The organism is Pusillimonas minor (genome assembly GCF_014237865.1).
Classification (GTDB): Bacteria; Pseudomonadota; Gammaproteobacteria; order Burkholderiales; family Burkholderiaceae_B; genus Neopusillimonas; species Neopusillimonas minor.
Window position 1 is genome coordinate 1 of record NZ_JACJUU010000020.1, and the last position, 21,216, is coordinate 21,216.

Below are 21,216 nucleotides of genomic sequence, written 5' to 3' on the forward strand. Positions count from 1 at the left end.
AAATGATAATTAAATTGCGATTGATGGTCTCATGATCCATATCGGGCCTAAATGTCGGTAAGAGGTGAAGGCCGATTTTAATTGTGAATGGATTGTTGAGCCCGCGCGGTCAAGACGGTACAGGCCGGAGCATTACGATTGATGGGGTGAAGGTGCCCCATCAACCATTAAATCCGTATACCCAAAATATTTAGATAGTGCGAGAGCGTGATTCGCCTTTTGTCGCCGGATCGGCTCTGATTAGAATCGTTAAATAAGCAATTGGCAGCACTGTATGCAGTGCTGCCGCTCTGGGGGAACGTATTGTTGCTGCTGTGCCTGGTAACCCATCACGAAGTGGATGGATAATCAAGCCATTAGGCACTGTCTTTACGTCGCCTTATCCGACTTTTACCTTACCGATCATGCCCGCCTCCATGTGACCAGGAAGAAGGCAGGCAAAGTCAACGGTTCCGGCCTGAGGAAACTGCCAGACGAGACCACCCTTTTGGCCAGGATTGACCGTGATCATATTGGGCTCAGCATGTTTCATCCCCGGCATTTTTTGCATCATGGCGGCATGCTCTTTGAGTTCTGCAACGGAGCCGATCACCATTTCATGAGGAATCTTACCGTTGTTTTTCATGAAAAAACGGACCGTCTCGCCAGGCTTGACGTTGAACTGGCTTGGAGAAAAACGCATGGTGTCGTCCATGACGAGTTCGATCGTACGCGTGACCTTGGCGGCATCGCCAGGTTGTCCCACAGCTGAATCGCCGTGGTTCATGCTGGACATATCATGGCCTTGCATCATGGTGCCGTCTTTCATTTCATGACCTCCACCATGGCTTCCGGCGGCTAATGCCAGGGCGGGTAACGTGCTTAATATCAGTACAGATAGTGTCTTTTTCATGAAAACCACTTTTGGATAAGGGAAAAATAAGAGCATCAGGCTTGATGTTCCCTGGTACAACAGTTAAAACCGAAAGCTCAAACCGGCCACGAAACGGGTTTCCTGCTTGGAGTCGCCCGCCGCGCGCGCGTAATCCGCCGTTTTTCCGAATTTGCTGGACCACTCCACGCCAACGTAAGGAACAAACTGACGCGTGACTTCGTACTTCAAACGCAGACCGGCCGTGCCATCCGATAGCCCGCTTCCAATCTCTCGCGCTGGATCGTTCTTACCGTAAAAGTTGACCTCTACGCTTGGTTGAAGATACAGTTTCTGGGTAAGCAAGATGTCGTACTCTGCGCTTAGGCCTAGCGCAGTTCGACCGCTGGGGCCGACATAGGCGGTGGCATCGACTTCAAACCAGTAAGGCGCAAGCCCATTAAAGCCGAATGCCAGCCATTCTCGGTTTGGCGCGCCCTGTGCATGGTCGAATCGTACGCCCAGTTCCGTATTCCAGAACGTTGAAACCGCATGGCGCCACAGGAGCTGCGTCTCGGATTCCTGCAACTTGCCGCTCGCCACTTCGCCCTCCGCTTTAATGACGGCGCGGTTATAGGTGCTGCCGTACCAGGCCTCCCCTTCGTAGGCCGCCCATTCTTCGCCTCGCGCCCTGACGTACTCCAACCGGTCGAAGTAGACCGAACCGAAGTTGTGCATGTCCGACATGATCAGCGCATTTGAGGGTGGTAATGCATACTTGCCCGCGTTACGCACGTAGCCATCGGAGTAAGCATCCGGATCGCGGGCATCGGGTGGCGCCGATCCGCCTTGCATCTGCATATCGCCGTGGTCCATTTCTCCACCGCTCGTATTCATTGCTCCCATATCGTGAGCAGGCGCAGGTGGCGCTGTGTTGGCTTGGCCATGGTTCATCCCCGGCATGGCCTCTGCTGGCTTAGGCGCGGAGGTTGGCTTCATATTCATGGTGCCATGGTCCATGTCAGGCATACTCATTTTGCTGTGATCCATGCCAGGCATGCTTGCTGCATCGGCAGGCGCCGAGCTGGCCGGCATGGCGGTATGGCCGCTATGGGCGTCGTGCGCTTGGGCGTAGGCAAAAAGCGGAGTTGCACCGAGCGTTGCGATGGCGACTCCAAGCATGCGTTTTCTTATATGGGTATTCACGGTCAAGATTTCCTTTTTCTCGATTATTGAGCTCATGCCACCACCACTTCGCGAAACATCCCCGCATCCATATGCAGCATCAGATGGCAGTGCCAAGCCCAGCGACCCAGTGCATCGGCGGTCACGAGAAAGCTGATGCGTTGCGCCGGCTGCACCGGAATTGTGTGACGGCGAGCTTGGAAGCTGCCGTCGGGGGCCTCCAGCTCACTCCACATACCGTGCAAGTGCATCGGGTGCGTCATCATGGTGTCGTTGTGCAATATGACTCTGACCCGCTCGCCGTAGCGGAAATGGACTGGCGTCGATTTTCCATATTCAACGCCGTCGAACGACCAGGTATAGCGCTCCATATTGCCGGTGAGGTGCAGCTCGATTTCACGCTCTGCACCGCGCGGATCCATCGCGCCACCCACGGTGTGCAAGTCCGATAGCGTCAATACTCTGCGGCCGTTGTTGCGCAGCCCAATGCCGGGATCGTCCAGGTTGGTGCGCGGCATGTCGACCCGCATATCGATACTTGGGCCATACTCGGTCTTGGCGTGGCGCACTTGGGTGCTCGCGCCGGCTGCTGCCATCGCGCCATGATTCATACCCGTCATGCCCGCGTGATTCATTCCCTGCATGCTGCCATGGTTCATCCCTGCCATATTGCCGTGGTCCATACCGCTCATCGGCGACTGACCAGACGCGCCATGGCTCATTCCCGACATTCCGCCACCCATGGCACCCATCATGTCCGCCATGGTGAGCCATTCCACAGGGTCAAGCGCGGGCACGGGCGCCTCGAGACCAGCACGCGTAGCCAGCGTGCCACGGGCATATCCGGTGCGGTCCATGGCCTGCGCATAAACGGTGTAAGCGTCGTCCTTCGGCTGCACCAATACGTCGTAGGTTTCTCCTGGCCCGAACCGGAACTCATCAACGGTTACCGGTTCTACATTGACGCCGTCCGCCTGAACAACTGTTAACTTCAGCCCTGGTATGCGCACATCGTAGAAAGTGTTTGCTGCGCCGTTGATAAAGCGCAGCCGCACACGTTCTCCAGGTTGAAATAGCCCAGTCCAGTTGCCCGCTGGCGTTGTGCCGTTCATCAGGTAAGTCAACACGTTGGCCGATAAGTCCGCAAGATCGGTCGGACTCATGCGCATCTCGTTCCACATCTTGCGCTTATCGATAGCCGCTTTTAGGCCATCTCGCGAGGCATCCTGGAAGAAATCAATGGCGGTGGGTTGGTTGTAGTTGTAGTAGTCGCCTTGCATCTTGAGTTTGGACAGGACTCGCATCGGGTCCTCGTCGGTCCAGTCAGAGAGCTGAACGACGTACTCCCGATCCGCGCGTATGGGGTCGGTTTGTGCCGGGTCGATAATGATCGCCCCATAAACGCCGGTCGCCTCCTGCATCCCTGAGTGCGAGTGATACCAGTACGTGCCGCTTTGTTCGACTTTAAATCGGTAGGTAAACGTTTCCCCTGGGGCGATGCCCGCAAAACTGATACCTGGCACGCCATCCATTTGGAAGGGCAGGATGATACCGTGCCAATGAATGGAGGTGGCTTCCTTGAGGCGGTTCTTGACGCGAATAGTGATCGTATCGCCTTCGCGCCAGCGTAAGGTAGGCGCAGGAAGCGAGCCATTGACTGTTGTCGCCATGCGTGGATTGCCGGTGAAGTTGACGGGCGATTCACCGATCTCCAAGTTGAACTCGGTCCCCGTCAGCACAGCGGCTGAGCCGGTGCTCGTCTTGGCGGACGGACTCCCAGCAGCTCGGGCAAAGGGCGATAAGCCCAACAATACGCCGCCGGCCGCTAGGCCCTGAACGAATCGGCGACGGGGCAGTATAGGTAGTGCAAGCGAGGACGGTAGCAGGTGTTTCACGTGAGCGTATCCCAAAGTCGAAAGAGGCAGACATCAATCATCCTTCGATGATCAAAGCCTCAAATTAAATTGATGACTAGCACTTTAACGAAATGTGCATGTCGGCCCAATGACGCCGGCATTACATTTTTGTAATGCATAGGTATTCTTCAGGTTGGGCTGTGTGGTTGCATTTTCGATACTGGCAGCAGGGAGGCACTTAAGCGTGTAACGCTCGCGTTAAGTGCCCATCATCCAAAACATCATGGCTCCCATGCCGACAAAAGCAAAAACGGCTATGAGTCCAATCGCCGCCAGTGCGATCACAATGATTTTTATCAGTTTATTACTCATGAAACTACTCAAATTGCTTTACGCTATGTGAATGCCAAACGATACGATGTCAGGAGATTACTTATCGAGCGTCGTGCCACCTTTAGCAATCTGTAGCCAGGTCGCACCACGATCTTGACTGATATAGACGCTACGCTTGAAGGTCGCGATCGCAAGTTCTTCGTGGCGGGTAGGGTTTTGAGCAATAAAGGCCACCGCGTCTTCATCTAGTGCGGGAAGCTCGATTTTTTCTATAACTCCGCCGTCCTTCAGGTCCATGCGACTTAGCACGGGGACATTTGCATAACTGCTAACCCAGAGGTGCTCGCCATCCAGATCGAACCACTGCGCAAGTACCTGCGCGCTCTGGACCAATGGCTCAAAATGGTTGCCCGCGTCACGAGACAAGTACAACCCGTCGGCAGCGCCCACGGCAACGACGTTGACATCGCGCGGGTGCACCGCCAAGCTATTAATTTTGGCCCTTAGGCCGTTAGCGGCTGCCCGCGTCCATGCCAGGCCGTCTGTTTGAGTCATATACAGCCCAGCTTGGGGCATCCGGGTATTAGGCCCATAATTCAGGACGTACACCGCATCGGTTTCATAGCTTGTGGCCAAGGTATGAAAATCGGACTCTCCTTCCAGCCCCAACTGTCGCCAGGTTTTTCCCGCATCCGTACTCTTGATGAGGCCGAACGGATTAATTAGCTTCGAGCCTGTTGCGGGATGCCCGCTGCTGTAAAACGCCCCGCGGGTGGTGGCGAATCCCATGTAATCATGCTCGGGGCCGGCCATCTTTGTCCATTGACCATTCGAATACGCCGCGATGCCATGATGGCTCGGGATCAGCAACTGTTTACCGTCTGTGCTATAGGCAAGCCCGTGCACGTGCGTGAGTTCAATCGGCGCAGCCTGTGCCAAAGTCATTATGGCTTGTACATCGGCTACGGATGGATCGGTACTTGCGGTTGCTACGCCGATTCCGCCGAACATCAATAGCGTGCCAACGCTTGTTGCCGCCAGGCTGGTAAAAATCGTTTTAGAACTCATCACGTGATATCCGTAAATCTAAGTGCTACCCCATCAGGAGTCCGCTATGGGTAGGGTAGGACGGCTGCGAGCCGGCTAGTCTTTGAGCGGCGAGTGTCCGACCGATGGTGTGGAGGGAGCTTGGTCGGCTTGGGTTTTTCCCGCCCTTTGGTCCTTGTCGCAGGAGTGCATACCTTTCATCATGAAAAACATCATCAAGGGACAAATTAGAAAGAACAAAAATGGGGCGCTGGCGGTAAGCCATTCACGGGCGGCGGGAAAAGTCGCGTACGCCACGGCAATGGCGACAGCTAGGCCAAGAGCCGCCTTCAGCATGGTTTTTACATCACATTTCATCATCGTTTCCTTCAAATAGGCAGGTTGCTTCAGATCTACCCGACAGTGATAAAGGGGTAGTACCCAATGCACTGTAGCGAACCCAGGCTGTCAGTCCGATTGCGCTCTCATTACATATTTGTCATGTTTGCTCACTGCTTGATCGTGATGATGAAATTTTTCGTTACTGTCACAGAAGTAGAGATGGTGTCCTCTTGATTGCCTGGAGAAACTCGGACAATAATTTAGTAATACGGGTAAATATAGCTAAGGGCTGGCTTGACATTGCTACCGTAGGAAGGTTTAAGGTGTCTTTTACTTTAGGAGAGTGCAATGATTGAGTTTGAAGTGAAGGATATGACGTGTGGCCATTGCGTGGATACGATCGCTCGTGCCGTTAAGGAAACCGTCCCGACGGCATCCGTTCACATTGATCTTTCCCAACATTTGGTCCGTGTGGAGGGGTCATCCAATCTGGATGTCATCGAACGCGCCATTCGAGAGGTCGGATATACGCCGGTGCTCAAGGCTTAATGGGTCAGATACATTAAACGGACTGGCCCTGATTTTCCCAGTTCACTTCGACCTTTTCGGTTAGGGGGTAGGTCGTCTTCAATCAGCGCTCAGTGAGCCATTTACTCAAACACTTCTACGCATTTTCGACACGCTTCGGCGCGATGCTGATAATGCTTCATCTGATGCTGACTACATTCTTGAACGCATGCTTCGCAGATGCTCGCACATTCCTGCACAACGTTTGAGCAAATTCACCGCCGCTCCGCTGTTCAAGAGAAACTTGTCTGCAATCGGCAGATTACAATTTTGTAATTCTCCAGTCATCGTGCTGTCAGCTTCGCGCGGGTAGAGTCTTGCTATGAATTCTGACGATGCCGGGTCAGAGCGCCGCCTTTGATTCAGGCGCAAAACAGAAGGAATTTGCAGGAGTGACCCATGAAACTACTCGTCGTTGAAGATGAGATAAAAACCGGCGAGTATGTGCGCCAAGGCTTGATGGAGTCTGGATTTGTGGTCGATCTGGCTCGTACGGGCCTGGACGGGCATCACCTTGCGCTGACTGAAGACTATGATTTGATCATCCTGGATGTCATGCTGCCGGATGTTGACGGTTGGCGTATTCTTCAAGCCTTGCGCGAAGCGAAATCGACTACACCAGTATTGTTCTTGACGGCGCGCGATAGCGTGGAAGACCGGGTCAAGGGCCTGGAGCTGGGTGCCGACGATTATTTGATTAAGCCTTTTGCTTTCTCGGAACTGCTCGCGCGAGTGCGTACCTTACTGCGCCGAGGAACCATGTCAATCTTTCATGATCAATTGCAAGTGGCCGACCTCGTGCTGGACATCCCTCGTCGGCGAGCAACGCGGCAAGAGGTACTCATTAATCTAACCAACAAAGAGTTCGCGTTGCTCGAACTGTTGGTGCGCCGCCAAGGCGAGGTATTGCCACGGTCCCTGATAGCCTCCCAAGTATGGGACATGAATTTTGACAGTGATACCAATGTCATTGACGTGGCGATTCGGCGCCTGCGCGCTAAAATCGACGACGCCTTTGAACCCAAGCTAATCCATACCGTTCGCGGCATGGGTTACATGCTTGATGTCAGCAGCGCGAACTGAATGATGGCACGTCGTCCCGTGTCCCTGGCCCTGCGCCTGACGATATCCATCGGAGCAGTCATAACGGTGGTGCTTCTTACGTTTGGATGGATGGTCGAACGATCCATTAATAGCCACTTTGTTCAGCAGGATGTTGATGAACTTAATGCTGTTGTTCAATCTCTGGCGAAGTCACTTTCCGGACCGCCAGCCAGTCAAGAACCAAATGCGCTGAGGCAACAGTTGGCCGCGGCGATATCAGGTCACCATAATGCGCAGTTTCGCATTTCGGACCTTACCGGAAATGTGATTTACGCTACGCCTAATTCGAATCTTGATGGTTTTGCACGATTGGCTCCCATTACGGACACGATAGATCTTGACTCGGTAAAAATCTGGCGAGATAAGGGACAAACCTACAGAGGTGCTGTTGTGCAGCTCATGCAAAAGGGCTTTCCAGACGGAAAGCCCTTAACCATAGCGGTTGCCACCGAGATCAATTTCCATTTGCACTATCTTGAAAGCTTCCGTAGCTACCTGAGAATTATTACCGTGGCGGCGTGCTTGATTGCGATTTTGGCGACATGGTTTGCTGTTTATCAAGGCCATGCGCCAATTCGACGCATTAGCCAGGAAATCAGACGCATTAGATCAGATCAATTGCATATCCGACTCGCCCCTGAGACAGTACCAGTCGAATTGACCGAGTTGGCGATGTCGTTTAACGACATGCTCGAGCGAATTGAAGGGGTCTTTCGACGGCTCTCCAATTTTTCGGCTGATATCGCCCATGAACTGCGTACCCCGATCACCAATTTGAAGACACAAACGGAAGTTGCCCTATCCCAAGCACGTAGCATTGAGCAGTATCGCGAAATTCTGTATTCGAATCTGGAAGAGTACGAACGTATGGCCAAAATGGTCGCAGATATGCTGTTTTTGGCGCAAGCCGATAATAACCAGCTCAAACCTGAGCTGGTCAGTGTGAATCTGGCTGCGGAAGTGCAAGGTCTATTTGATTACTTCGAGGCATGGGCTGAAGAACGCTCTGTTTCATTGATACGCGAAGGACCAGTCTTACGTATTCAGGGCGATAGCTTGATGATACGCCGCGCCCTGACCAATCTTTTATCTAATGCCATACGCTATACCCCTGAGGGGCGCGCAGTCACAGTTTCACTAGCAGTGAACAGCAACGATATGGTGATTATTTGTGTAAAAAACCCGGGGCTAATGATTAATTCCGAACATCTTCCCAGATTGTTTGACCGATTTTACCGCGCGGATCCTTCACGCCAACGTAAGGGCGACGGAGCCGGTTTAGGCCTAGCCATTGTCAAATCGATTATTGACACACATGGCGGCACCATTACTGCAAAAAATGAGGATGGGCAAATAGTTTTTGAGATCAAACTTCCTCGGGATCGAGATCGCGCGACTTACAACAGTTAACTATTAAGTAAGTAGATCGACTGGCGGTTCTGAAAGGTAACTACGCACTGGGCGCTTTAGCGGCGACGTTATCGCCGCCTCCTCGGGCGGATAGTCACCGTTGCCAGCAGCAGCGATCATATTTACCTTCGGTTGTTTCGTCGCGCTGCGTCAATCTGGTTCGCTCGAATTGCCATGTTGGTGTCCGCCGTGCCCACGCATCAGATGTATCAGCGGACAGGCTGCAAGGAGTAAATAAGGCCACCAACCGGCGATATGCCCCCAATGCTCCCGCAGTAGGTAAAAACCCGTCACTAGGACGAGGGAAATCCAAGCCTTGGCCCCCGGACGCGCCCAAAACGAGGTAGATGGCCGCAGGTGCTCGGGGTCGGACGGATGATGGTTCATGTGTAGGATCTCCAATTGGGATGGCTGAGTCTAGTCTTTCTAGGATACGGGAGGCCATCAGCGTGTTCGGCGAAATATCGACCAACTACTTCGCCAGGCTCAGTGCCCGCAGCAGCATCCCCCGCGGTTTGCTCGAGGGTCGCTGCTAGAGCCCCCCGGGGCGGCTCCTTGAGTGCCTTTCACACTGACTGCGCTGCCGGTCAGCGGCTCAGAAGGGTAGCCCGCCGCCGCGAGAGCCTGTAGCAAGGCAGGTTGTACCGCAGCGATGTCGTCCACTTGGGCGCGCGCCATGCCCCGCGCAAGGTCCACCTCCGCGTTACGCACCCCAGGTATGCTGAGAAGTGTCCGGGTCACTCGGGCGACGCAGGCGCCGCAAGTCATTCCTGCTACCTTAAATTCGATTTGTTCCATACGTTACTCCTTAGGTGTCAATTCGATCCGAAGGGTAGGGTGAGCCGGTAGGTCGCCTCGGTTTCCTCTACCCGGCAGTCCCACATTGCGTTCTGCCAATAACAAGATAAACCTTCCCATCGTGACAAGGTCAAGCAATATCGCTACCGATTCTATCCCGGTTCCGGATAGCGATCGATTTCGGCGCGCTCCAAGCCGGACAGCAGATAGAAACCATATTCCAGGAAAAACTAGCTAGTCGTGTGCAACTCACCGAAGTGCAGATCTACTTTCGACTCGAACAGCGTCGACCACGAGTGGCCAACCGTCGTGCGACAGTGGCTCGTCGGTTGGGAGGCGCTTCTGAAGCCATCCTGAGAACAGGTAAAGCGTCAGTGGGAAGCCATACATTTCCACGAACAAAGCTACAACGAATGCCGTAAACGCCTTGAATGTTCGCCAGTCTCGCCCGGTGGTCGATTTGAAAAAACCGAAAGCGGAGGTCGCAGAGTAGAGAATCACCAGTGACTATAGCCCGTAGGCCGATTCAGCACGGTTAAAACGAGGACAAACGGGCTTCACCAAGCCGTGAATAAGCGCTTTGATGCTTGATCTGTTCGTGGAAGTCCACCTCAAACGAGTGGTTCTGTTTGTTGTGATTACAAAAATGTAATTGTGGAGTCATCGGATTGAAAGGGGCGCTTAAATATATTGAAACCGTTGTTCAGTGCAATTCAGTCCATACCGCGCCGGGCTTGCCGGATTTCAACTTCGAACTAATTAGGAGATGTGCGCATGAAACGACTAACCGAGTGGGTCGTTTCAACGTCGGGCATCTCGAGAAAGATTAAGCAGAGCGGTACGTACTTGAGCCGCCGTTACTTCGGATCGCACGAGGGAGCAGGGAAGTATGACCCACATGGCTCAAGCCGGTTTCGACCGTGCGAACCCAGTGTGCGCGCACGAACCGCCAGTCTAGGCGATGAAGACCCGAGGCGCATCCGGGCCAAACGCAATGAAATTGCTACAAATGTAAGCCTTACGTCGATATCGACTCCTTCCAAAACTGCTCGCCATCCCGGCGCCATTCGCAGAGGGCACTTCCATGTCTATCAACCACACCTCGCCTAAGCGCCGGCGCTGGACTCTCTGGGTCTTCCTAGCGCTGGCAGCGTTTTACCTAATTGCGGAGCACCGTGCTCATCTCGCGGGATCGCTGCGCTGGTTGCCGCTGGGCCTTCTACTGCTGTGTCCCTTAATGCATAAGTTCATGCACGGCGGTCATGGTGACCACGGTCGTGATGATGACGAGAACAAAGCGGATCGCCCGCCCGATGGCGGACATGCCAGTATGCGCGATAGCGCTTCATCGAAGGACAGCTCCGATATATCTTCAGGAAGGCACTGACATGCATGAATCTCAAGGCGAATATGGCCTATGGCTCCTTGCCGCCATTAACGCAGCATTCTTTATCTTCTTCGCTTGGAGCTTTTATAAGCCGTTGACCAGATGGGATTGGCGGGGGTTTGGGATGTTCTCGGCGTTTGTCGTGGCGTTGTTTGCTGAGATGTACGGGTTTCCGCTCACGCTTTACCTGCTGTCCGGCTGGCTGAGCGCGACCTATCCACAAGTAGACTGGCTCAGCCATGACGCAGGGCACTTGCTTGAAATGTGGTTCGGATGGCGCGCCAACCCGCATTTTGGGCCGTTTCATTTGGCGAGTTTCGTGCTGATGGGCGGTGGGTTCTGGCTGCTGGCGTCTGCCTGGCCGATCTTGTACCAGGCACAGCGCGAGGGTCGGGTCGCGCGGGAGGGCATCTACGCACGCATCCGCCATCCGCAATACGTGGCGTTTGCCCTAGTGGTGACTGGATTCTTACTACAGTGGCCGACGTTGATCACGATTATCTTCTACCCCGTGCTGCTGTGGGCCTATGCGCGGTTGGCTCGGCGTGAGGAGCGCGACAGTTTGGCTCGTTTTGGCGACGATTACGCCCGCTACATGCGCGAGGTGCCCGCATTCCTGCCTCGACGCCGGCGAGCTCATGATTCACACGAAGGGGAACTTTGATGCCTGTCCATAAAACAGCGGCGAGGACGCGCACTTGGCCTATTGGCGGCATGGTGAGCGCCGGATGCGCGCGCACCCTAGAGAAAGTAGTCGCGGCCGTACCAGGCGTCACCGCAGTATCCGCCAACTACGCCAATGCGAGCCTGCAAGTGTCCTTTGATCCTACTAGTCTCTCGACTGGGGCGGTCGCCGCCGCGATCAGGAAATGCGGATTCGATTGTGAGGCGGTGGGGCAAGATGCCGAGCCGACGCCAGAAGTTGGGCGTAAGCAGCCGCACAGCGCGCATGCGGAGGCCCATGACGCGCACGCCGGCATGCACCACGGAAACGATTTGCATGCCGCAGCCCGCGATATGCGCCGCCGCTTTCTGGTCGCGCTCGCCTTTGCGATCCCGGTATTCCTATGGTCGCCGATGGGCATGATGGAACCGCCGCCCGTTCCTTTCGGTCTGCGAGAGAATGTCTGGCTATTCCTGCTGGCGACCGGCGGGGTGCTGTATCCCGGGTGGCCATTCTTCGCCGCCGCGGTTCGCTCGCTGCGGCGCGGCGTTCTCGACATGGCGGTGCTGGTGCTACTGAGCGTCGGCACCGGCTACGGGTTTAGTATAGCTTCAACGTTTCTCTTCGACGGTCCCAACTTTTTCGAGGCGTCCGCCGTCCTGCTCACTTTTGTCCTGCTAGGTCACTGGCTCGAGATGCGGGCCCGCGCCGGTGCTTCGGATGCGATGAAGGCCCTGCTGAAGCTCTCACCGCCGCGCGCCGTTGTGCGACGCAGCGGTCAAGAGATTGAGATGGCGACCGCGGAGGTGTTGGTCGGAGACCTAGTGGTCGTGCGCCCGGGTGCAAAAGTCCCTGTTGACGGGGTTGTGACGGAAGGCAGCTCCCAGGTCGATGAGTCGATGCTGACCGGAGAATCCATGCCTGTGCGCAAGGATCCAGGCGCACTCGTGGTCGCTGGGTCGATCAACAAGAGTGGCGCGTTTACCTACAGCGCCACCAAAATCGGCAGTGACACCGCGCTCGCACAGATCATCAAACTTGTGCAGGACGCACAGAATTCCAAGGCGCCCGCCCAGTTGCTCGCCGACCGCGCCTCGCAATGGCTCGTGCTTGCAGCCATCGTGATCGGCTTGGGGACGTTCGCCGTGTGGTTCTGGTGGTTGGGCCAGCCGTTGCTCTTTGCTCTCACGCTCACGATTACCGTTTTTGTAATCGCTTGTCCGGACGCGCTTGGATTAGCGACACCCATGGCGATCATGATTGGGACGGGGTTAGGAGCCCGCCACGGCATCCTCTTTAAGCATGCGGAATCCATCGAGAAAAGCGCCCGGCTGGACGTCGTGATTTTCGACAAGACTGGCACTCTAACCGTGGGCGCCCCGGAGGTCGTCGACATGGCCATCGCAGCGGGCTGGACGCAGGACCGGCTGCTCGCGGTCGCCGCTGCTGTGGAATCGCACTCCGAGCATCCGCTGGCACAGGCCATCCTGAAGCGGGCCGGTCCGATCTCAGAACGCGCCACTGCCTTCACCAACATCGATGGGCAAGGCGCCATGGGTGTGGTCGACGGCGTGCAGGTGTTGCTTGGCAACCGCCTGCTCATGGTAGAACACGGTATCGACCTTGGCGTGTTGGAAGTCGACGCGCAACGCCTAACCGGCGCAGGTCGCACCGTAATCTTTGCCTCGGTCGGTGGTCAGCTCGTTGGTCTTATTGCAATTGCTGACGCGATTCGTGAGACGTCGCGCGCAGCGATCGATGAGCTGCACCGGCGCAGCATAAAGGTCGCCATGATCACTGGCGACAACCGGCCGACCGCCGAGCGCGTGGCTCGAGATCTCGGGATCGATATCGTGCTGGCTGATGTGTTGCCTGGGGGCAAGGCCGACGAAGTCAAAAAGCTGCAAGCGCAGGGTCTCAAGGTCGGCATGGTCGGCGACGGCATCAACGACGCCCCGGCACTTACGCAGGCCGACGTCGGCTTTGCAATCGGCGCCGGTACGGACGTGGCTATCGACAGCGCGGACATCGTCCTGATGCGCAGCGATCCGCACGACGTTGTCCGAGCGATTACCGTAGCCCGAGCGACGCTGCGTAAGATGCACCAGAACCTGGCCTGGGCGGTCGGCTACAACGTGTTCGCCTTTCCGTTGGCAGCCGGCGTGCTGTACCCCTTTACGCTGTCACCCGAGGTTGCTGCTCTTTCGATGTCGGGTAGTTCAGTCATCGTGGCTCTCAACGCGCTGCTGCTACGGCGGGTCCGGCTGGCTCCGCGTAGTGCCGCCGCAACATCCTCTTCCTCGCCTCTCAACGCTGCGGGCTCGCCGCTCGCCCCTGATCGGGGCACTCATGAATAACAATATTGGACCTACTCTCCAGTTTTTAGGCGCTGCGGGCACTGTGACTGGTTCCCGGTATCTTGTGGAAGCCAACGGGCGCCGCGTGCTCGTGGACTGCGGTCTGTTCCAAGGCTACAAGCAGTTGCGTGATCGCAACTGGGCACCGTTTCCCGTCGACCCCACATCAATCGACGCCCTAGTACTTACCCATGCTCACTTGGACCATTCGGGATACGTGCCTGCACTGGTTAAACAAGGTTTTCGTGGCCGTATCCACTGCACCAATGCGACTGTAGCCCTGTGCGGTCTATTACTCCCGGACAGCGGACACTTGCTCGAAGAGGCGGCGCAATACGCGGCGCGCAAAGGCTTTTCCAAGCACAAGGAGCCCCTCCCGCTCTATACCGAGCGCGACGCGAGGCAAAGCCTGCGCCAGCTGCAAGGACACGCCTACGAGCTCGATATCGAGGTCGCACCCGGCATCCAGGCCCGATTCCACCCAGCTGGCCACATTCTGGGCGCCGCCCATATCAGCCTGGATGTGCAAGGCCGACGCCTGCACTTCAGCGGGGACCTGGGGCGGCAACACGAATCGCTCATGAATCCCCCCTCATCGCTTCCCGGCTGTGACGTGTTGGTCTGCGAATCCACTTATGGCAATCGATCACATGTAAACGTGGACCAGGAAGCGGAGCTTGGGCCTATCGTGCGTCGAGTGGCTGCTCGCGGCGGGGTGATTGTCATACCTGCGTTTGCTGTAGGTCGCGCGCAGGCGCTGATGCTGCACTTGGCGCGGCTGCAGCAGCGGGGCGAGATCCCATCGTTGCCGGTCTACCTTGACAGCCCAATGGCAGTGAATGCGACCCGACACTACCACGCGCATCATGACGAACACCACGTATCCAACGAGGACTGCCAGCGCATGTACGAGCTGGCGACTTTCGTCAACAGCGTCGACGAATCGAAAGCGCTTGACCGACGCCGTGTGCCGATGATTATTATCTCGGCCAGCGGCATGGCCACCGGTGGTCGCGTGCTGCACCATATCGAGGCCTTCGGATCTGATTACCGAAACGCGATCCTGCTGTCGGGTTATCAGGCAGGCGGCACGCGAGGCGCCGCACTTGCCGCGGGCGTCCGCACACTGCGTATGTTCGGTCGCGACGTTCCTATTCGCGCCGAAGTGGTGCAGCTGCAGGGATTTTCTGGCCATGCCGACGCCACCGAACTGCTGGACTGGATGCGGACTGCGCCTTCGGCACCGCACATGGTGTACGTCACCCATGGCGAACCGGATGCTGCCGACACGCTGCGGATCAGCATTCAGCGAGAACTAGGCTGGCAAGCGCGTGTGCCGGAACACCTGGAACGCGTGGAGCTGGAGGCAGTGCGATGACTGTATCTGCGTCAAGCCATACATCCTTGCGAGTTACCCGTGCCGGTATTGATACCTATCAACAGCCGATCGCGTATATGCACCGCGATTGCGAAGTGTGCCGCTCTGAAGGCTTTGTTGCCATGACCCGAGTTCGGATACAGGTGGGCGACCGGTTCTTGACCGCAACATTAAATGTGGTGGTGAACGAACAGATTGCCCTTGATGAAGTGGCATTGTCTGAGGCTGCTTGGAACATCCTAGAGCCGGACGTCGACGCGCGGGCAACCGTTCGACACCCTGCGCCTGCCGCTTCGGCTGGAGCGTTGCGTGCCAAGGTCTTCGGGGCGCGTCTGGACGATGCACAATACCTCACGCTGGTAGAGGATGTGGTAGAAAGTCGTCTCTCTGATCTAGAGTTGGCGGCCTTCGTCTCAGCTAGTGCCGGTGAACGCCTCGACCATGGAGAAACCACCGGGTTAACCCGCGCAATGATCTCCGTCGGGCAGCGATTAGACTGGGGGGAGGGCACTGTGTTGGACAAGCACTGCGTCGGTGGGCTGCCCGGCAATCGCACGACACCGATTGTGGTGGCTATTATTGCAGCGCTGGGCTATCTCATCCCTAAAACGTCCTCTCGGGCGATCACCTCCCCGGCGGGTACGGCCGATACGATGGAAGTCATGGCGCCGGTCTCGCTGGACATACCGGCGATGCGCCGCGTGGTCGAGCGCGAGGGAGGTTGCATCGTCTGGGGCGGGAACGTTCGCCTAAGTCCTGCGGACGATGTTCTCATTCGTATTCAACGGCCGCTGGATTTCGACAGTGACGGGCAATTGGTCGCCAGTGTGCTGTCCAAGAAGGTCGCCGCCGGATCCACGCATGTGCTGATCGACATGCCGGTCGGGCCCACCGCCAAGGTCCGCAGCGACAGTTCAGCGGACAGCCTAGCTGCACGTCTGCGCCACACGGCTGAGGCGGTCGGCCTGCAGTTGGGCATCTATCGCTCCGATGGTACACAGCCGGTGGGTGTGGGAATCGGGCCAGCTCTTGAGGCACGGGATGTTCTCAAAGTCCTAAACAATGACGCCGACGCGCCGGCCGACCTCAAAGAGCGAGCGATTGCCTTGGCGGGTGCCTTACTCGAGTTGGCCCCTGGAAGCGCCTCAGGCACCGGGATCCAACGTGCGCGCGCGGTATTGCACTCCCGGCAAGCGCTGGCAAAGTTCCTTGCCATCTGCGAGGCTCAAGGTGGATTTCGAGAGCCTCCACAGGCGGCATTAACCGCCGATGTCGCCGCCCCCTTGGAGGGGCGCATTACAGCGATCGACAATCGACGCCTTGCACGTATTGCGAAGCTGGCCGGGGCGCCGACTTCGCCCGCCGCCGGTTTGGAAACGGCGTTGCGGGTCGGCAATACGGTGCAGCACGGCCAGCCCCTTTTTACCGTGCACGCGCAATCGCGCGGTGAGCTTGCCTATGCTCTGGAGTACGCTAGGATCAATCAGCCATTCTCAATTTCTACGGAGGGCGCATGACCCGAGTTTTGATGCCTTTTCCCGCTGACGCTACCTTGGCTGCTACCATCGCTACACATCTCCAAGCGCGCGTGGCGCCAATAGCTTGGCGGCACTTTCCCGACGGTGAGTCGCTCGTCACGTTAGACGATGACCTCGAAGGGGCGGATGTGGCGATTTTGGCCACGCTGCGCAACCCAGATCCACTGGCTTTGCCGTTGCTGTTTGCGGCCCACACTGCCCGTGAGTTTGGCGCACGCTCGGTCGGATTGATTGCGCCGTACCTGGCCTATATGCGCCAGGACACCCGCTTTCACGGCGGCGAAGCGGTCAGTGTGCCGCTCTTTGCTCGATTTCTGGAAGAGGCCTTTGATTGGTTGGTGACCGTGGATCCTCACCTGCACCGGATCCGGCAACTGCAGTCGTTGTATCGTATTCCCGTCGCTCACGTTTCGGCGACGCCAGCCGTGTCGCGCTGGATCGCTCAGGCGATCCCCGAGGCTATACTGATTGGTCCTGATAGTGAAAGTGAGCAATGGGTATCACGCATTGCCCAAGAGGCGCAGTTGCCCTATCAAGTGCTAAACAAGGAGCGGCATGGTGATTACGACGTTCGCGTCAGCCTGCCGGATCCTTCAGCAGTAGCAGGGCGCATCCCCGTACTGGTTGACGATATCGTCTCATCGGGTCACACGATTCTGGAGACGGTGACGCACTTACAGCGCCTTGCGTTACGCGAAGCGGTGCTAGTCACTATCCATCCCGTCTTTGCCGGCAACGCCTATGAACGTCTGCAGGACGCCGGACTTAAACACATTGCCAGCACCGACACTATCGCCCATCCATCCAACGCGATCTCGGTTGGATCCGACCTTGCGGCGGCCGCCTCGGCGCTAATGACTTCTTCATCGGTTTCCTGGGAGGATACATAAACCAGCATCTCACCTGTTGTACCTCCGATCAACTGGCAGCCTCCGAACGCCAGCGCATCGTAGAACTGGCAGCTGCTCATAGACGGGCCGACCCCGAGTTTGCGCACTGGGCTGCCGGCTATGGCGTAATTCGCCACGATCCGCTTACTCAGATACGGGTGCGCCAGATGGTGGACGAGCTTGTCGCCCGTAGCCGCACGCCGGATGCAGCCACTGCCTGGCGGCAGCTCGCCGCGGCCGACCGTCTTACGAGCGCCGGCATGTGGCTGGTCGCGCACATGACGTACGGTCGCCGCGTGCGTACCGACGGCGCGGCGCTCGACGCGGCCGAATTCAAACCCACACCAGAAGGTCATACCGGCGGCTCACTCAACATGGTGCCCGCGTACACGGGGTACCTCCTGATGGACGCGCTGGACGGGGTGACCCGCGCCTGGATGATGGGACAAGGGCACTGCGTTGCCGCGATCGATGCACTCAACGTGCTGGTCGGCAACATGACTGAAGCCCATGCGGCACGCTACGACCGTTCCGACGCGGGCTTGAGTCGCTTCGTCAGCGACTTCTACGCCTACACGCTTAACTCCGATGGGACGCCCGCCTCGCCGCTCGGTTCTGACACATTGCCCCCAGATTTTCAGCGTATCGATGACGTCGTAATCGCAGTGAAGGCCGGGCGGCAGTTTTTTGGGCATGATCGCACTTTCTGAGGAATATAGATATTCCATTATAAGAAATAAAGGAATTTTTATATTCCATGGTGTTGGGCTGGGAGGTCGCACATAAGTAGTTTAGGGTAGTTTGGTCTGGCTGCTTTGGTATTTGAAAATCGGGTTAAAGTCCCTTTTTTGGCGAAATTTTTCTCCTACACCTCTTTTTTGCGGGTGCAATCTCTTGTATTTCTGCTTGTTTTTGCCGTTTATGCTGCGTTTTTGCTGGCAAAAATCAGTGTGGTGGCGGGGCGGGGCTCATGAAGTCGGCGTTGGCAGCGTCAATTGCTGAGTTTTGCCATGATTCTAGGTCGGTCGAAATCTCAAAGCCAGCACTGGCGCGGGTTTCCGCGCCTTGGCCCTGTATAAATAACTGTAAGCTCTCTGAGTTTTTTGCCTCTTTTTTGGCTTGCGCCCTGGCTTTTATGGTCTTGATTAGCGCGGCGATTTGCTCGCCCGTGCTTTCTTCATCGTGCTCTTTCTCCCAGTGCTTAACCTTCCTGCTGATTAATGTAGGGCGGCTGTTTTTATTGGCTTTGTAAAGAAGGGGCGCTTTGTTTAGGCTTGGTTTGGCTGGCTCGCCGTACCGGTTCAGTTTGCGTTTGAAGAGCTTTGCCACAAGGGAGTAGTCGTCTGTGTGACAGAACTCTAAGTAAGCGTCTTTGTACTCCTCGTAGCTGTCAAAATCATCGATGGTTTTATATTCGATGTCATAGTAGTCTTCCATGCGGAAGGCTGGTTTGTACTGCGTCGCGCCAGACTCCAGGAAGATTAGGTAGTGCTCTGGTTTTGTGGTTTCACTGCCTGTCCCGTGCGCGGCGTGCCAGGCGGCCTTCATCTCGGCTGGGAAACGTTCAGCGCTTGCCTCATCACATGCGCGAAGCCATCGCCAAATTCCGACAAAGTCTGCGCTTGTGTAAAAAGTGCGTTTGCCAATCGCTTTGTTGAAGAGCGATTCAGCCGCTGGTTTGTCGCCTTGGTCGTTTGTTTCTTCGCCCTTTTTTTCTTTTTCTGTGTTGAGCGTTTTTAAGGGGTAGGCAAGTAGTTTGCTGATGTAACTTTGAACGCCGCCGTTGGTGTGTTCTTTCTCTATTTTGATGCGGTGCTCTCGCGCGCCCGGCTCGTCGGGCTCGTCGCTGTATAGAAACGCTGTTTTTAAACAGTGTTCGAGTATGTTCTCGTCTTTTATGCGGATGTAGATGATGTAATGCCTATGGGGCGTGCCGTCTTTATGAGGTTCTTGAGCGCCAAAATAGCTGAATTGGGTTTGGTGCTCATTCATCAGCGCGCGGAAATTTTGCCAGCTTTTTTGCAGCCAGTCGGCTGCTAAGCCGGGTGTGATGGCTGGGTCGAATTTTGGGTTTGGCTCGCTAAAGCCTTTGTTCTTTCCCCATCTCGCCAGGCGCGCGCTGTGCATGCGTGATGGCGGTGTAACGGTCACAAAGAAAGCTATGCACCCAAGTTTTTTCATGCGTTTGGCTTGGGCAAGGATACGGATTTGAAGTTCGTGGAATTGCCTGACGGGCGCTTCGAAAGCGATTTCGAACAGGGTTTTGATTGTGCCGCCAGAACTGATGATGCTGCGGGCAAGCCAGTCGTTCATCATGTCGATCTGCTCGTGCTTTCTGTCTATCACGTATCCTGGCAGGTAAGCTTCGCGGCCTGGGCCTGTGCCCATCTGCTGCAAAATTCTGCTGGTCTGTATGGCTGCTTGGTTTGCCTGGGCTTGTATTTTTTTTACCCAAAACTTTGGCTCGCTTGCTCTTTTATAGAAGCCCTGTGCGTCGGTCTGTTTTCGTTTTTTGTAGTTGATAATGCGCTTCACTTCTTGCAGGTCTTCTTCAAACTGCGCTTGGGCTTCCTTGTCCAGTTTGTCGGCAATTTTCTCTTTGTATGACCAGCCGCGAATGAAAAAATCTTCTGCTAGCGAGTTGGCTAGCGCCCTTGCTTTTTGATAGCTGATGTCGATGGCTGGCGCGGCTGGTAGGGTGTGCTGCTGGACTGCTTTGATTAACTCTGCCGCCTGGTTTGCCCCATTTTTAAAGAGCACTCCTAATAGCTTTTTATTGTGGCGCGGGGTGGGGTTGAGTTTGTCAATAGCGCAGAGCACTGGGGCGGCCTTAAGCGCTGTATGCAGGTTTGTTTTCTTGAGGTGCTTGTGAAGCTCTGCCCTAAGCCTTGGGTTTATCCTAAGCCGATTGCACTCAATCTCTAGGATACTGTGATTGACTTGCGCTCTGCCTTCATCCAGCTCGCTGAGCAGTTCGGCGGTTTTGTCTTTCGCCAACGCAAGCAAAACATTTGTGCTCTCGCCGACGTTGTTTGTTGTTCTGCTGCTTTTGTTTGTATACAATAAAGACATAACGCATTTCCCTTGGATTGTTCCATTGGTTTTGTTTTTGAACCCGTCAAAGTTCAGTTTTTGCCACCCTTGGGTGGATTAAAAGCCCCGGCGCTGCTAACGCTGGGGCTTTTTCTTTTTATCGGTTGGATTTGTGGATTGGTTTCTTGTTCATCAGCGAGACGGCATGTTGAACTGCAAGGGCGGCCTGCCTTTCGCTCTCAAACCTCGTGGCTTCGCTTTTTTTGTGGGTTAGGCCGCCCCCGCTGTCAGAATAGTTGGAACCTCTACAGATGTTAGAGTTTGAATCTCCAACCTGGGGCAGAGAGAAGGTTCCCATGAAGTATTCACCCGAGCGGCGCGAAGCCATATTGGCCAAGCTGGAAGCGCCATACAACCGCACCGTCAATGATCTGGCCTCCGAGGAGGGCATTTCAACAGCCACGATATACAACTGGCGCAAGCAGGCCCGCAACACAG

General features: G+C 55.8%; 19 protein-coding genes and 2 pseudogenes. 11 read left to right on the top strand and 10 right to left on the bottom strand.

Going from position 1 to position 21,216, the window contains the following annotated elements; translation table 11 throughout:
- Window positions 1-379 precede the first annotated feature (379 nt).
- The 5 genes from GTU67_RS14385 to GTU67_RS15720 form a co-directional block, all read right to left on the bottom strand.
- The gene (locus GTU67_RS14385) at window positions 380-892 is read right to left on the bottom strand and encodes a cupredoxin domain-containing protein (protein ID WP_185780725.1); all 513 of its coding nucleotides are present in this window, start codon (window positions 890-892) and stop codon (window positions 380-382) included.
- 63 nt (window positions 893-955) lie between these two features.
- Window positions 956-2,032 carry a copper resistance protein B gene (locus GTU67_RS14390; RefSeq protein ID WP_185780726.1) on the bottom strand — a complete coding sequence of 359 codons (1,077 nt, stop codon included), beginning with the start codon at window positions 2,030-2,032 and terminating at the stop codon, window positions 956-958.
- A 56-nt stretch (window positions 2,033-2,088) separates the two neighbouring features.
- On the bottom strand, window positions 2,089-3,930 hold the full coding sequence (locus tag GTU67_RS14395; RefSeq protein ID WP_123661201.1) for a copper resistance system multicopper oxidase: 1,842 nt from the start codon (window positions 3,928-3,930) through the stop codon (window positions 2,089-2,091).
- Window positions 3,931-4,320: 390 nt separating this feature from the next.
- A complete protein-coding gene (locus GTU67_RS14400; RefSeq protein WP_128354237.1) occupies window positions 4,321-5,292 on the bottom strand; it encodes a F510_1955 family glycosylhydrolase in 972 nt (323 codons plus the stop codon).
- 75 nt (window positions 5,293-5,367) lie between these two features.
- On the bottom strand, window positions 5,368-5,631 hold the full coding sequence (locus GTU67_RS15720; RefSeq protein WP_394342546.1) for a DUF2933 domain-containing protein: 264 nt from the start codon (window positions 5,629-5,631) through the stop codon (window positions 5,368-5,370).
- Window positions 5,632-5,940: 309 nt separating this feature from the next.
- On the opposite strand from GTU67_RS15720, the gene GTU67_RS14410 reads away from it, so the two are divergent.
- Window positions 5,941-6,141, top strand: a complete 201-nt coding sequence (locus GTU67_RS14410; protein ID WP_123661200.1) for a heavy-metal-associated domain-containing protein — start codon at window positions 5,941-5,943, stop codon at window positions 6,139-6,141.
- 101 nt (window positions 6,142-6,242) lie between these two features.
- On the opposite strand, the gene GTU67_RS15555 is transcribed toward GTU67_RS14410, so the two are convergent.
- Window positions 6,243-6,359, bottom strand: coding sequence for a four-helix bundle copper-binding protein (locus GTU67_RS15555; RefSeq protein ID WP_158609129.1), 117 nt, complete (start codon window positions 6,357-6,359; stop codon window positions 6,243-6,245).
- Window positions 6,360-6,558: 199 nt separating this feature from the next.
- Between GTU67_RS15555 and GTU67_RS14420 the strand changes: the two genes are divergently transcribed.
- Together GTU67_RS14420 and GTU67_RS14425 are read left to right on the top strand one after the other, a co-directional pair.
- Window positions 6,559-7,242 carry a heavy metal response regulator transcription factor gene (locus tag GTU67_RS14420; RefSeq protein ID WP_123661199.1) on the top strand — a complete coding sequence of 228 codons (684 nt, stop codon included), beginning with the start codon at window positions 6,559-6,561 and terminating at the stop codon, window positions 7,240-7,242.
- On the top strand, window positions 7,243-8,673 hold the full coding sequence (locus GTU67_RS14425) for a Cu(+)/Ag(+) sensor histidine kinase (RefSeq protein WP_346727030.1): 1,431 nt from the start codon (window positions 7,243-7,245) through the stop codon (window positions 8,671-8,673).
- Window positions 8,674-8,823: 150 nt separating this feature from the next.
- On the opposite strand, the gene GTU67_RS14430 is transcribed toward GTU67_RS14425, so the two are convergent.
- The 3 genes and pseudogenes from GTU67_RS14430 to GTU67_RS15460 all read right to left on the bottom strand — a co-directional run.
- Window positions 8,824-9,060: a DUF2933 domain-containing protein gene (locus GTU67_RS14430; RefSeq protein WP_123661198.1), complete on the bottom strand. Its 237-nt coding sequence runs from the start codon at window positions 9,058-9,060 to the stop codon at window positions 8,824-8,826.
- A 99-nt stretch (window positions 9,061-9,159) separates the two neighbouring features.
- On the bottom strand, window positions 9,160-9,471 hold the full coding sequence (locus GTU67_RS14435) for a heavy-metal-associated domain-containing protein (RefSeq protein ID WP_185780727.1): 312 nt from the start codon (window positions 9,469-9,471) through the stop codon (window positions 9,160-9,162).
- Between the two features lie 233 nt (window positions 9,472-9,704).
- Window positions 9,705-9,975, bottom strand: a pseudogene (locus GTU67_RS15460) (isoprenylcysteine carboxylmethyltransferase family protein); the annotation flags it as partial.
- A gap of 580 nt (window positions 9,976-10,555) precedes the next feature.
- On the opposite strand from GTU67_RS15460, the pseudogene GTU67_RS15725 reads away from it, so the two are divergent.
- From GTU67_RS15725 to GTU67_RS14470, 7 genes and pseudogenes are all read left to right on the top strand, one after another.
- Window positions 10,556-10,702: pseudogene (locus tag GTU67_RS15725) on the top strand (DUF2933 domain-containing protein); the annotation flags it as partial.
- 157 nt (window positions 10,703-10,859) lie between these two features.
- Entirely contained in the window at window positions 10,860-11,522 is a 663-nt protein-coding gene (locus GTU67_RS14445) for a methyltransferase family protein (RefSeq protein ID WP_185780728.1), read from the top strand.
- Window positions 11,522-13,879 carry a heavy metal translocating P-type ATPase gene (locus GTU67_RS14450; RefSeq protein ID WP_123661194.1) on the top strand — a complete coding sequence of 786 codons (2,358 nt, stop codon included), beginning with the start codon at window positions 11,522-11,524 and terminating at the stop codon, window positions 13,877-13,879. Before GTU67_RS14445 ends, GTU67_RS14450 begins: the two co-directional genes overlap by 1 nt.
- Window positions 13,872-15,257 (top strand): MBL fold metallo-hydrolase RNA specificity domain-containing protein, encoded by a 1,386-nt coding sequence (locus GTU67_RS14455; RefSeq protein WP_123661193.1) that lies wholly within the window; start codon window positions 13,872-13,874, stop codon window positions 15,255-15,257. Before GTU67_RS14450 ends, GTU67_RS14455 begins: the two co-directional genes overlap by 8 nt.
- A complete protein-coding gene (locus GTU67_RS14460) occupies window positions 15,254-16,774 on the top strand; it encodes a thymidine phosphorylase family protein (RefSeq protein WP_102071069.1) in 1,521 nt (506 codons plus the stop codon). The genes GTU67_RS14455 and GTU67_RS14460 overlap by 4 nt, the downstream gene beginning before the upstream one ends.
- A complete protein-coding gene (locus GTU67_RS14465; RefSeq protein WP_102071070.1) occupies window positions 16,771-17,685 on the top strand; it encodes a ribose-phosphate diphosphokinase in 915 nt (304 codons plus the stop codon). Before GTU67_RS14460 ends, GTU67_RS14465 begins: the two co-directional genes overlap by 4 nt.
- 167 nt (window positions 17,686-17,852) lie before the next feature.
- Window positions 17,853-18,395 (top strand): hypothetical protein, encoded by a 543-nt coding sequence (locus GTU67_RS14470; protein ID WP_199722945.1) that lies wholly within the window; start codon window positions 17,853-17,855, stop codon window positions 18,393-18,395.
- Window positions 18,396-18,630: 235 nt separating this feature from the next.
- Here the strand turns inward: GTU67_RS14470 and GTU67_RS14475 are convergent, their stop codons facing one another.
- Window positions 18,631-20,757, bottom strand: coding sequence for a replication endonuclease (locus GTU67_RS14475; protein ID WP_123661191.1), 2,127 nt, complete (start codon window positions 20,755-20,757; stop codon window positions 18,631-18,633).
- Window positions 20,758-21,074: 317 nt separating this feature from the next.
- On the opposite strand from GTU67_RS14475, the gene GTU67_RS15730 reads away from it, so the two are divergent.
- Window positions 21,075-21,216: transposase (locus tag GTU67_RS15730; protein ID WP_185780729.1), on the top strand; the 142-nt coding region annotated here is incomplete at its 3' end.

Coding starts and splice junctions, on each gene's coding strand:
- GTU67_RS14385 (WP_185780725.1), bottom strand. CDS start 892: ATGAAAAAGACACTATCTGTACTGATATTAAGCACGTTACCCGCCCTG.
- GTU67_RS14390 (WP_185780726.1), bottom strand. CDS start 2,032: ATGCTTGGAGTCGCCATCGCAACGCTCGGTGCAACTCCGCTTTTTGCC.
- GTU67_RS14400 (WP_128354237.1), bottom strand. CDS start 5,292: ATGAGTTCTAAAACGATTTTTACCAGCCTGGCGGCAACAAGCGTTGGC.
- GTU67_RS15720 (WP_394342546.1), bottom strand. CDS start 5,631: ATGATGAAATGTGATGTAAAAACCATGCTGAAGGCGGCTCTTGGCCTA.
- GTU67_RS14410 (WP_123661200.1), top strand. CDS start 5,941: ATGATTGAGTTTGAAGTGAAGGATATGACGTGTGGCCATTGCGTGGAT.
- GTU67_RS14420 (WP_123661199.1), top strand. CDS start 6,559: ATGAAACTACTCGTCGTTGAAGATGAGATAAAAACCGGCGAGTATGTG.
- GTU67_RS14425 (WP_346727030.1), top strand. CDS start 7,243: ATGATGGCACGTCGTCCCGTGTCCCTGGCCCTGCGCCTGACGATATCC.
- GTU67_RS14430 (WP_123661198.1), bottom strand. CDS start 9,060: ATGAACCATCATCCGTCCGACCCCGAGCACCTGCGGCCATCTACCTCG.
- GTU67_RS14435 (WP_185780727.1), bottom strand. CDS start 9,471: ATGGAACAAATCGAATTTAAGGTAGCAGGAATGACTTGCGGCGCCTGC.
- GTU67_RS14445 (WP_185780728.1), top strand. CDS start 10,860: ATGCATGAATCTCAAGGCGAATATGGCCTATGGCTCCTTGCCGCCATT.
- GTU67_RS14450 (WP_123661194.1), top strand. CDS start 11,522: ATGCCTGTCCATAAAACAGCGGCGAGGACGCGCACTTGGCCTATTGGC.
- GTU67_RS14455 (WP_123661193.1), top strand. CDS start 13,872: ATGAATAACAATATTGGACCTACTCTCCAGTTTTTAGGCGCTGCGGGC.
- GTU67_RS14460 (WP_102071069.1), top strand. CDS start 15,254: ATGACTGTATCTGCGTCAAGCCATACATCCTTGCGAGTTACCCGTGCC.
- GTU67_RS14465 (WP_102071070.1), top strand. CDS start 16,771: ATGACCCGAGTTTTGATGCCTTTTCCCGCTGACGCTACCTTGGCTGCT.
- GTU67_RS14470 (WP_199722945.1), top strand. CDS start 17,853: ATGGTGGACGAGCTTGTCGCCCGTAGCCGCACGCCGGATGCAGCCACT.
- GTU67_RS14475 (WP_123661191.1), bottom strand. CDS start 20,757: ATGTCTTTATTGTATACAAACAAAAGCAGCAGAACAACAAACAACGTC.